General features: G+C 69.0%; 10 protein-coding genes and 1 pseudogene. 6 read left to right on the top strand and 5 right to left on the bottom strand.

Going from position 1 to position 9,748, the window contains the following annotated elements; genetic code table 11:
* Nucleotides 1–88: 88 nt before the first annotated feature.
* Together VJ655_RS06150 and VJ655_RS06145 are read right to left on the bottom strand one after the other, a co-directional pair.
* Complete coding sequence (locus VJ655_RS06150) at nucleotides 89–997, bottom strand: kinase (protein WP_324110186.1); 909 nt, start codon at nucleotides 995–997, stop codon at nucleotides 89–91.
* On the bottom strand, nucleotides 997–2,667 hold the full coding sequence (locus VJ655_RS06145) for a sensor histidine kinase (RefSeq protein ID WP_324110185.1): 1,671 nt from the start codon (nucleotides 2,665–2,667) through the stop codon (nucleotides 997–999). Before VJ655_RS06145 ends, VJ655_RS06150 begins: the two co-directional genes overlap by 1 nt.
* A gap of 161 nt (nucleotides 2,668–2,828) precedes the next feature.
* Here VJ655_RS06145 and pgsA point away from each other — a divergent pair, with 161 nt between their 5' ends.
* Nucleotides 2,829–3,446, top strand: coding sequence for a CDP-diacylglycerol--glycerol-3-phosphate 3-phosphatidyltransferase (pgsA, locus tag VJ655_RS06140; protein WP_324110184.1), 618 nt, complete (start codon nucleotides 2,829–2,831; stop codon nucleotides 3,444–3,446).
* A gap of 7 nt (nucleotides 3,447–3,453) precedes the next feature.
* Here pgsA and VJ655_RS06135 read toward each other — a convergent pair whose 3' ends face one another.
* Both VJ655_RS06135 and VJ655_RS06130 read right to left on the bottom strand, forming a co-directional pair.
* On the bottom strand, nucleotides 3,454–3,624 hold the full coding sequence (locus VJ655_RS06135; protein WP_324110183.1) for a hypothetical protein: 171 nt from the start codon (nucleotides 3,622–3,624) through the stop codon (nucleotides 3,454–3,456).
* Nucleotides 3,625–3,694: 70 nt separating this feature from the next.
* A complete protein-coding gene (locus VJ655_RS06130) occupies nucleotides 3,695–3,880 on the bottom strand; it encodes a hypothetical protein (protein ID WP_324110182.1) in 186 nt (61 codons plus the stop codon).
* A 284-nt stretch (nucleotides 3,881–4,164) separates the two neighbouring features.
* Here VJ655_RS06130 and VJ655_RS06125 point away from each other — a divergent pair, with 284 nt between their 5' ends.
* Together VJ655_RS06125 and VJ655_RS06120 are read left to right on the top strand one after the other, a co-directional pair.
* Complete coding sequence (locus tag VJ655_RS06125; RefSeq protein ID WP_324110181.1) at nucleotides 4,165–4,374, top strand: cold-shock protein; 210 nt, start codon at nucleotides 4,165–4,167, stop codon at nucleotides 4,372–4,374.
* A 123-nt stretch (nucleotides 4,375–4,497) separates the two neighbouring features.
* Nucleotides 4,498–4,602 (top strand): annotated as a pseudogene (locus VJ655_RS06120) (hypothetical protein); the annotation flags it as partial.
* 38 nt (nucleotides 4,603–4,640) lie between these two features.
* On the opposite strand, the gene VJ655_RS06115 reads toward VJ655_RS06120, so the two are convergent.
* Nucleotides 4,641–5,426 (bottom strand): CPBP family intramembrane glutamic endopeptidase, encoded by a 786-nt coding sequence (locus VJ655_RS06115; RefSeq protein WP_324110180.1) that lies wholly within the window; start codon nucleotides 5,424–5,426, stop codon nucleotides 4,641–4,643.
* A gap of 233 nt (nucleotides 5,427–5,659) precedes the next feature.
* Here VJ655_RS06115 and VJ655_RS06110 point away from each other — a divergent pair, with 233 nt between their 5' ends.
* From VJ655_RS06110 to carB, 3 genes are all read left to right on the top strand, one after another.
* The gene (locus VJ655_RS06110) at nucleotides 5,660–6,853 is read left to right on the top strand and encodes a patatin-like phospholipase family protein (protein WP_324110179.1); all 1,194 of its coding nucleotides are present in this window, start codon (nucleotides 5,660–5,662) and stop codon (nucleotides 6,851–6,853) included.
* Nucleotides 6,854–6,915: 62 nt separating this feature from the next.
* Nucleotides 6,916–7,392: a hypothetical protein gene (locus VJ655_RS06105; RefSeq protein WP_324110178.1), complete on the top strand. Its 477-nt coding sequence runs from the start codon at nucleotides 6,916–6,918 to the stop codon at nucleotides 7,390–7,392.
* A gap of 148 nt (nucleotides 7,393–7,540) precedes the next feature.
* Nucleotides 7,541–9,748, top strand: a 2,208-nt coding sequence (carB, locus tag VJ655_RS06100; protein WP_324110177.1) for a carbamoyl-phosphate synthase large subunit, incomplete at its 3' end; no start/stop codon positions are given.

Below are 9,748 nucleotides of genomic sequence, written 5' to 3'. Positions count from 1 at the left end.
CCACGCCTCCCGGGGCAGGGTGCGGTCCAGAAGCCGAGCGGCCAGGACGGCGATCTCTTCATCGGCGTACGCGTTCATGGAACGCTGGTTACCGAACAAGCTTGGCCGTGGCTAGGTTTTCCAGCGGCCGCCGGCCCGCGTCGAGCCGGATGACCAGATCGGCGGCGCCCGGCAGGTCGCGCGCGATCCAGCCGGTCAGGCGCTCATAGTGGGCCACGAAGCGGTCGAGGGCGGCCTCGTCCATGACCTGGGCTAGGTCGCGGCCCTCGGCGAGGAGGCGCTGGCGCAGGCGGGCCTCCTGCTGGCCCCGCCAGGTCCGCACGGTGGCGAAGTCGGGGGCGGTCATCAGCACCAGGCGGTCCAGCCGCGCGAACAGCCGCGCATAGGAACCGGCCAGGGCGGCGTTGGCGAAGGCGCGCCAGACGCCGCGCGGGTCCTCGTCGCGCTCCAGGGCGTTGACCGGCTGGATCAGGGCCACCTCCGGCTGGGCCCGCGCGCCCACGCACCAGCCCTCCAGCAGCACGACGTCGGCCGGTCCCTGAAAGCGCGGCCAGTCGGCTTGTGGCGCGCGATCGTCGGCGGCCTTGTCGAAGCGGGGCAGGGCGACGATCTCCGGCCGCGCCAGCGCGTCGAGGACCGCCAGGCCAAGGTCCGGATCGTGCGTGCCGGGAACGCCTCGCGTGGCCAGCAGCGGATGAACCTCGCGCGCCAGCCGCGCCCGCTCGGCGCGCGTCAGATAGAGGTCGTCGATCGACAGCACGGCGACCGTCAGGCCTCGCGCCGCCAGCAGCCTGGCGACCAGCGCCGTCAGGGTCGACTTGCCCGAGCCCTGCGGTCCGCAGATCCCGACCACCAGCGGCTTGGCCGCGCCCTCGGTCCAGGTCGCGATCCGGGCGGCCAGCGGTCGGTGCAGGCGCTCGGCCAACTGGGCGAAGTCCGGCGGCAGGCCTTCGTCGCGGATGAAGGCGGCGACCCGCTTGGCCTCCTCGCCCGCCATCAGAACGCGTTGCTCCACCGCACCGTCTCGGGCAGGGGCAGGCTAGCCTCGAACACCAGGCCGTCGGCGCGGAAGTCGAAGCGGGCGTGGCCCTTCTGCTCGCGCCGGATCGAGCTCTCGATCAGCCGGGTGCCGAAGCCCGTCGACTTGGGCGGAACGACCGGCGGGCCGCCGATGTCGCGCCAGGTGAAGGCCAGGTTGTCGGTCACCGGATCCAGCCGCCAGCTCACCTCTACGCGGCCGCCCGGCGCCGACAGGGCGCCGTACTTGGCGCTGTTGGTGGCCAGTTCGTGGAACACCATCGAAAGCCCCACGGCCGTGTGCGGGGCCAGGGCGACCGGCGGTCCGGCCCGGTCGACGCGGTCGACGTGGGCGCCCAGGCTGGCCTGGACCAGCTGACCCATGTCGGCCTCGCGCCAGCCGGTGCGGGTCAAGAGGTCATGGGCCCCGGAGAGGGCGATCAGCCGCTCGGTGAACACGTCGACCGGCGCGCCCTTGGTCTTCATGAAGGTCTGGCGGGCCAGGGCCTGCACCGTCGCCAGGGTGTTCTTCACCCGGTGGTTCAGCTCGTTGATCATCACGCTCTGGCGCTCCTGCCGAGCCTTCAGCTCGTCGGAGGCCTCGCGCAGGGCGGCGTGGACGGCGGCGATCTCCTCCAGGCCGCCCGGATCGGCCGGCGGCAAGGTCTCGCCTCGCCCGATGGCGGTCGCGTCCGACACCAGCCGCCGCATCTCGGCGTTGATCCGCCGGGCGTAGACCATCGACAGGGCGATCCCCAGGGCCAGCAACACCAGGAACACCCCGCCGCCCATCACCACGGACCGGTTCACCGTCGTGGCCAGGTCCGCGCGCGGGACGGCCACCACCAGGGTCCAGCCGGTCTGGGGCGAGCGCGTATAGGCCACCATGGTCGGCACGCCCTCCAGCGAGGTGCTCTTGCTGACCCCCTCGGTGGAGTGGGCGAGGTTGCGCGTCATGTCCTTGGACGCCGCGGCGCCGGTGAATTTCTCGTTGAACCGCGAGCGGGCGATGACGTGGCGATTGTTGTCCAGCAGGGTGGCGACCCAGCGATCGGGCACCCGCTGCTGGCGGAACACCGAGGTGAACGAGGCCGATTCCACCACATAGGACAGGACGTAGGTCTGGCCCTTCACCATGATCGGCGTGGCCACGGTGATCACTGGCTTGCCCGCCACCTTGCCCTCGCGAAGGTCCGAGACCTTGCTGCGGCCCGCCAGCAGGGCGCTGGTCAGCTCGGTGGCGCGCGGCGAGCGGGGCAGGGGCGCGCCATAGGGCTTCAGGGTGTTGAGGATCTGCTGGCCGCTGATGTCGGAGACCACGATCCAGCCGGGTCGGCGGGCGGTCACCCGCAGAGCGCGGGCGTGGAAGGCGGCCCAGTCGCCGCTGATCAGGGCCTGGTCGGTGGCCAGGGTCTCGGCCACCGAGACGCCGACGGCGGCCTGGCGGTCGACCGCCCCCGACAGGGCGCGGGCGGTGGTGACGAGCTGCTGGTAGAGCTGGCCGCGGGACTCGCGATCGGCGCCGGCCAAGAGGAAGCCCATCGACAGGACGGTCGGGATCAGCAGGCTGACGGTCAGGAGCACCAGCCGGCCGCGCACCGAACTGACGTGGCGGCGCTCTCCCAAATCGTCCGACTCCGGTCGTTCCATCCGTTTGGCGCGCCCGCCCTGGCCAGGGCGCCGCGCCGCCCCCATGCCTTGTATAACGAAGGGAGTCGGCTCGGGCGTCCGCAAAAATCGAGGTTTTTGTCAAACGGCGGCCGATAGCGGAACCGTATCGCTCGCCCGGGTTTGTGGGTTATGAGACGAGCATGAAATCGCTGCCCAACATCCTGACCGGTTCGCGCCTCGTGATGGCGCTGTTCATGTTCGTGGCCCTGGCGGCGGCGGCCGGCGCCGTGCCATTCGTCAGCGAGCAACTGACCGCCGAGAGCCAGTTGCGGCTGGAGCGCTGGGCGTTCTACGCCTTCGTCGTCGCCTCGGTGACCGACTTCTTCGACGGCTGGCTGGCGCGCAAGCTAGACGCGGTCAGCGTCTGGGGCGCGATCCTCGATCCGATCGGCGACAAGATCCTGGTCTGCGGCGCGCTCCTGGGCCTGATGGCGCTGGGGCCCAACGCCATGGTCGTGCTGCCGGCGGGGCTGATCCTGTTTCGCGAGTTCACCGTCAGCGCCCTGCGCGAAGTGGGCGCCGGCAAGGGGCTCAAGCTCCCCGTGACCCTGCTGGCCAAATGGAAGACCACCCTGCAGCTGGTTGCGATCGGCGCGGAGATGATTCTGGCCTCCTGGGGCGCGTTCGGCCTGTCGCCCGAGCCGTCGGTCATGGGGGGCTTCACCCTGCTGGCCCATGGCCTGCTGTGGCTGGCGACGGTCATCACCCTGATCACCGGCGCGCAGTATTGGGAAGCGGCGCGCAAGGCGCTGACGTAGGGACTGCTCACTCCCGGTCCGCGCGCGGCTCCAGCCGTTCCAGCGCCTCGAGGACCTCGGGGTCGGCGTCACCGTCGAGCAGCCACGGCGGGGGACTGTCCCGCCGCGGTTCCTCCGTCTCGCGTTCGAAACGCATCATCGTCGCCAACCAGCTGGCGCCCGTCATCCGCAGAACCATCGTCGTCTCCTCGCGATGATGTTCTTGAGAATGAATTGCAAATAAGAGTCTGGCAAGAACCTCCGTTCGCTCAGCGATGGCGGGCGGCGTGGGCCAGGGCGCGGCGGCGCGAGGCCTCGCGCTCCAGGGGGGTGATCACCTCGGCGACCGCGCGGCGCTGTTCCGGCGTGCCGGTGACGTCGAGCCGGCGAGCATTGCTGAGGAAAGCCTGGAGTTCAGCGTCGCCCAACGTAGGAATCTTGTCGATCAGGGTCATGAAAAGCTCCAGATTCCACGCCAAAAAACGGCGCATTTCACTCTAAAACGCGACAAGTGCAGCTTGGGGTCCAAGGTTGACTGGAAAGTCGTCGAAAATATTTTTCTTGATGTTTTGCGAAAAATCGATGATATGGCCGCATCGAATTCGCTGCCGCTCGGCCTGCTATTCCTTGCTCCGGACGCCGGAGCGCCGGACGCGCCTTCCGAACTTCCAACGAAATTTGATCGTCGACCGAGACGTTTTCGAGCGACGAACATCCATGCCTACAAGGAATACTCATCATGGCTACTGGCACCGTTAAGTGGTTCAACGCCGCCAAGGGCTTCGGCTTCATCCAACCCGACAACGGCGGTTCGGACATCTTCGTCCACATCTCGGCCGTTGAACGCGCGGGTCTGGGCTCGCTGAACGAAGGTCAAAAGATCTCGTTCGAGCCGGAAGTCGACCGCCGCAGCGGCAAGACCTCGGCCGGCCAGCTGCAAGCGGTCTAATCGACCCGACGTAGCGGACGCCAAGTCCAACGGAACAGGCCAGCGCTCGCGCTGGCCTGTTTTCGTTTTGGGGCGCTGGTCGAAGGGCTGTGATCGGCCCGTCGCGGACGTCACTGATCCTCCCCCGAGCGGGGAAGGCGGCCGAAGGCCGGAGGGGGAAGTTCTACTGAACCTGCCTCCTCCCCCTCCGTCGGCTTCGCCGACACCTCCCCCGCTAGGGGGAGGATTGAGACCGCTCACCACCCCGAACAGACCGTCCGTCCGCCCTAGGCGCTCGCCTCGGGCGCGGACCGTCGGGAGGGCAGGCACAGCACGACGACGAACAGCGCCAGGTGGACGGCCGCCGAGAGGTAGCGGCCTTCGACGGCGTCGCGGACCTCCAGCGGGATCGACGCGCCGGCCAGGGCGTTGGCGAAGTTCCAGCCCCAGTGCAGGGCGACCGCGCCCCAGAGGGTGCGCCAGCGCCACGCGGCCGCGCCATAGGCCAGGCCGCAGCAGAACAGCCGGACCTGCTCGCTGACGCCCCAGTCGAAGCGCCAGACGTGGTTGGCCGTGAACAGCGCCGCGCTGCCCAGCACATAGGCCCAGAAGCCGAGCCGGACGGGCAGAGCCCGCAGCAGGAACCCACGCGTGATGATGTCTTCGGCCACCGACGGAACGAAGGTCATCAGCGCTCCGAGCGCGACCGTAGCCAGGGTCAGCCCCGCCGGCGGGCTCGCCGAAGGAACGATGAGGCCCGCCCCGACGCCCGCCGACAGCGAGGCCAGCTTGGCCAGCAAGGCCAGCAGCATCCCGCCCCACAGCAGCGGGAGGGACGCGGGGCTCGCGTCGAGCCCGAAGGCGTCGTAGCCGCGCCAACCCAGCCAGCGCCCGACCGGCCAGGCGATCAGCACCGACGCGACCATCAGGACGGGGCCGAGCGGATCGCCCGGCGCGAACACCGTCTGCAGGCCCTCGGCCGTCTGGTAGACGGCGAACAGCAAGGCGAAGCCCGCCAGGACCCGTCCCCAACCCGGCCGAGGCGGGTCCGCGAGGGGTTTCCGATTCTTCATTCGCCGTCCTCCCGACCGGTGGCTAGCATCTTCGGTCCGGCTTTTCAGCCCATACGGCCAAGCTAGAGCGGGCGTCTCTGACGGGCGGGAGGAATTCCCCTGCCGGCCCATCGCGGCTAATCATCGGAGAACCTGGACGCCCAAGGCGAAGGCCATGCGGTTTCGGCGCTGGTGCGCGTTCCAGGTCCTTGAAGACAGGGCCTTCGACCCGAAGGCTCCAGGAGGCGCTCCCGATGCCCGGCCTTCGCGCCCTCGCCGCCCTGGCCCTGACGCTGGTCCTTTCGGCCTGCGGGACGCTGTCTCGCGAGGCGTTCACGGCCTCGGACCTGGGCGCGGTCGCGCCGCGGGGGCTGGCCGACGTGCGCTTCAGCGCCGCTGATCCGGAGGCCGGCCTGAAGTTCGCCTCCGAGGTCCACAGCCACACCGCCGGGCGCAAGGTCAATGTCCTGGCGATCTCGGGCGGCGGCTCGAACGGGGCCTATGGCGCGGGGGTGCTGGTCGGCTGGACCGACGCCGGCGACCGGCCCGCGTTCGACATCGTCACCGGCGTCTCGACCGGCGCCCTGACCGCGCCCTTCGCCTATCTGGGCAAGGACTGGGACCGACGCCTGACCGAGGCCTACACCAGCGACGCCGCCAGTCGGATCCTGCAGAAGCGCGGCCTGGACCTGTTCTTCACGCCCAGCGTCTTCCGCAACCACGCCCTGCGCGACCTGGTGGCCAAATATGTCGACCCGCCGATGCTCTACGCGGTCGCCGTCGAACACGCCAAGGGCCGGCGGCTGATGATCGCCACCACCAATCTCGACACCGAGCAGACGATGATTTGGGACATGGGGGCGATCGCCTCGCGCGGCGACGAGGCGGCGCTGAAGCTGTTTCGCGACGTGCTGGTGGCTTCGGCCAGCATTCCGGGCGTCTTCCCGCCCAGTCTGATCGAGGTCGAGGGACCCCGCCGCAAGCTTTCGGAAATGCACGTCGACGGCAGCGTCACGACGCCCTTCTTCGTCGCGCCCGAGACCCTCTTGCTGTCGATCCTGCCCGCCGGCGACAAGACCGGGCCGGGCGAGGTCCGGGTGATCGTCAACGGCCAGATCGACGGCGGCTTCGGCTTCACCAAGGGCGACGCCCTGTCGATCCTGGGTCGCGCGTGGATCGCCATGAACAAGGCCCAGATGCGCACCCACCTGACCGCCAACGCCGCCTTCACGCGCCGCAACGGCGGGGTGTTCCGCTACACGGCCATTCCCGATGACGCCAAGGGCGACTTCTCGGGCCTGAACTTCGCCGCCGAGAGCCGTCGGGCCCTGTTCGACCTGGGCTACGCCCTGGGCAAGTCCGGCGCGGCCTGGGTCGCGCCGAGCGATCCCGCTGCGGAGGCCAAGACCGTCGCCGCCCAGCCCACGACTCCGCCAGCGACCCGGTGAGGCGTCATGATTCCGCCGCCTGAAGGCCGTCTTCTTGCGGCGCTCCTTTCCTGGAAAAGCCCATGCTCGCCGCGCTGCTGATGACCGCCGCCGTGACCGCCTGTCCCGCCGAGAGGGCGATCTACGCGCTGAGGACCGAGCCGTCCGTCACGGCGCGGTTCCTTCCCGTGGCCAGCAACCAGGACTGGCCGTCGGGCGTGGCGCTGCGACTGGACTTTCACGGCAAGCAGCAGTGGTTCCTCCCGGCGATCGGCGGGACCAACGGCGAGAACTATATGGACCGGACGCCCGATCCCACGGCGGCGGGATGGAGGCTGCCTGATCCAGACGGCGCGTGGGGGCGACTTGGCGACTTCCAGTACATTGGTTTTGACGCCAGCTACACGGTGCTACCCAGCACGCCTGTGACTGGCCGTCCGGCGCCGGCCCACATGCTGCTGCCCACCCTGGACGACGCCCTGCGCCATCCACGCAACGACGCGGAGCGCGACAGCATTCCGCGGCAATTGTTCGATCTCGCGCGCTGCGAAGCTCCGTGAACCTCGTTCAGCCAAGCTGCCGTTAACCCCTTCATAAGATGCGGGGTTGCGCCGATCCGACTCCGTCTCTAAACGGGCGGCTTAACCTGCAAGATGGTCGACAGCGGGCGCGCGGATGTGCGCGACCGCGTCTTTGCGCGAGTTAGCCATGCCCAAGAGAACCGACATTTCCTCGATCCTGATCATCGGCGCGGGGCCGATCGTCATCGGTCAGGCCTGCGAGTTCGACTATTCGGGCGTGCAAGCCTGCAAGGCTCTCCGCGCCGAGGGCTACCGGATCATCCTGGTCAATTCGAACCCGGCCACGATCATGACCGATCCGGACGTGGCCGACGCGACCTATATCGAGCCGATCACGCCCGAGATGGTCGCCAAGATCATCGAGAAGGAGCGCCCCGACGCCCTCTTGCCGACCATGGGCGGCCAGACGGCGCTGAACACCGCGCTCGCGCTCGAAGAGCAGGGCGTGCTGGCCAAGTTCGGCGTCGAGATGATCGGCGCCAAGGCCGAGGTCATCGACAAGGCCGAGGACCGCCAGAAGTTCCGCGACGCCATGGACAAGCTGGGTCTGGAAAGCCCCCGCTCCAAGGCCGCCCACAACATGGACGAGGCGCGCGAGGGCCTGGAGTTCGTCGGCCTGCCGGCGATCATCCGCCCGTCCTTCACCCTGGCCGGCACCGGCGGCGGCATCGCCTATAACCTCGAGGAGTTCGAGGAGATCGTGGCGCGGGGCCTCGACCTGTCGCCGACCACCGAGGTGCTGATCGAAGAGAGCGTCCTGGGCTGGAAGGAGTACGAGATGGAGGTCGTCCGCGACAAGGCGGACAACTGCATCATCGTCTGCTCGATCGAGAACATCGACCCGATGGGCGTCCACACCGGCGACAGCATCACCGTCGCCCCGGCCCTGACCCTGACGGACAAGGAATACCAGTGGATGCGCGCGGCCTCGATCGCCGTGCTGCGCGAGATCGGCGTGGAGACCGGCGGCTCGAACGTGCAGTTCGCCGTCAATCCGAAAGACGGCCGCATGGTCGTGATCGAGATGAACCCGCGGGTGTCGCGCTCGTCCGCCTTGGCCTCGAAGGCCACCGGTTTCCCGATCGCCAAGGTCGCCGCGCGCCTGGCCGTCGGCTACACCCTGGACGAGCTGAAGAACGACATCACCGGCGGCGCGACCCCGGCCTCGTTCGAGCCCAGCATCGACTATGTCGTCACCAAGATCCCGCGCTTCGCCTTCGAGAAGTATCCGGGTTCGGAGCCCCTGCTGACCACGGCCATGAAGTCGGTCGGCGAGGTCATGGCCATCGGCCGCACCTTCAAGGAAAGCGTCCAGAAGGCCCTGCGCGGCCTGGAGACCGGCCTGTCGGGCTTCGACGAGGTGCTGATCGACGGCGCCGACGATCCCGACACCGGCAAGGCCGCGGTGATCCGCGCCCTGGGCACGCCCACGCCCGACCGCCTGCGCGTCATCGCCCAGGCCTTCCGCCACGGCCTGACCGTGGAAGAGGTCAACGCCGCCTGCAGCTACGAGCCCTGGTTCCTGCGCCAGATCGCCGAGATCGTTCGCCAGGAAGGCTGGGTGAAGGCCGGCGGCCTGCCGACCGACGCCACCGCCTTCCGCGCCCTGAAGGCCCAAGGCTTCTCGGACAAGCGCCTGGGCCAGCTGACCGGCAAGAGCGAGAACGAGGTCCGCAAGGCTCGTCAGGACTTGAACGTCCGCCCGGTGTTCAAGCGCATCGACAGCTGCGCCGGCGAGTTCCTGGCCTCGACGCCCTACATGTACTCGACCTACGAGACCGGAGCTCTCGGCCAGATCCCCGAGTGCGAAAGCGACCCGTCCTCCGCCAAGAAGGCCGTGATCTTGGGCGGTGGTCCCAACCGGATCGGCCAGGGCATCGAGTTCGACTACTGCTGCTGCCACGCCGCCTTCGCGCTCGACGAGATCGGCGTCGAGTCGATCATGGTCAACTGCAACCCCGAGACCGTCTCGACCGACTACGACACCTCCGACCGGCTCTACTTCGAGCCGCTGACAGCCGAGGACGTGATCGAGCTGGTGCGGGTCGAGCAGCGGCGGGGCACCGTGCTCGGCGTCATCGTGCAGCTCGGCGGGCAGACACCGCTCAAGCTCGCGGCCGCGCTCGAGGCCGCGCGCATCCCGATCCTCGGCACCTCGCCCGACGCGATCGACCTCGCCGAGGACCGCGAGCGCTTCCAGCAGCTCCTGAAAAAACTCGGGCTGCTGCAGCCGGAGAACGGCACCGCCACCTCGGCGGCGGAGGCCGAAGCGGTCGCGCAGCGCATCGGCTATCCCGTGGTCATCCGTCCCTCATACGTACTGGGCGGGCGCGCG

The organism is Caulobacter sp., from assembly GCF_035254145.1.
Classification (GTDB): Bacteria; Pseudomonadota; Alphaproteobacteria; order Caulobacterales; family Caulobacteraceae; genus Caulobacter.
The sequence above is the reverse complement of the archived record's forward strand: the minus strand, read 5'-3'. Positions and strand labels throughout refer to the sequence as shown.

Coding starts and splice junctions, on each gene's coding strand:
- VJ655_RS06150 (WP_324110186.1), bottom strand. CDS start 997: ATGGCGGGCGAGGAGGCCAAGCGGGTCGCCGCCTTCATCCGCGACGAA.
- VJ655_RS06145 (WP_324110185.1), bottom strand. CDS start 2,667: ATGGAACGACCGGAGTCGGACGATTTGGGAGAGCGCCGCCACGTCAGT.
- pgsA (WP_324110184.1), top strand. CDS start 2,829: ATGAAATCGCTGCCCAACATCCTGACCGGTTCGCGCCTCGTGATGGCG.
- VJ655_RS06135 (WP_324110183.1), bottom strand. CDS start 3,624: ATGGTTCTGCGGATGACGGGCGCCAGCTGGTTGGCGACGATGATGCGT.
- VJ655_RS06130 (WP_324110182.1), bottom strand. CDS start 3,880: ATGACCCTGATCGACAAGATTCCTACGTTGGGCGACGCTGAACTCCAG.
- VJ655_RS06125 (WP_324110181.1), top strand. CDS start 4,165: ATGGCTACTGGCACCGTTAAGTGGTTCAACGCCGCCAAGGGCTTCGGC.
- VJ655_RS06115 (WP_324110180.1), bottom strand. CDS start 5,426: ATGAAGAATCGGAAACCCCTCGCGGACCCGCCTCGGCCGGGTTGGGGA.
- VJ655_RS06110 (WP_324110179.1), top strand. CDS start 5,660: ATGCCCGGCCTTCGCGCCCTCGCCGCCCTGGCCCTGACGCTGGTCCTT.
- VJ655_RS06105 (WP_324110178.1), top strand. CDS start 6,916: ATGCTCGCCGCGCTGCTGATGACCGCCGCCGTGACCGCCTGTCCCGCC.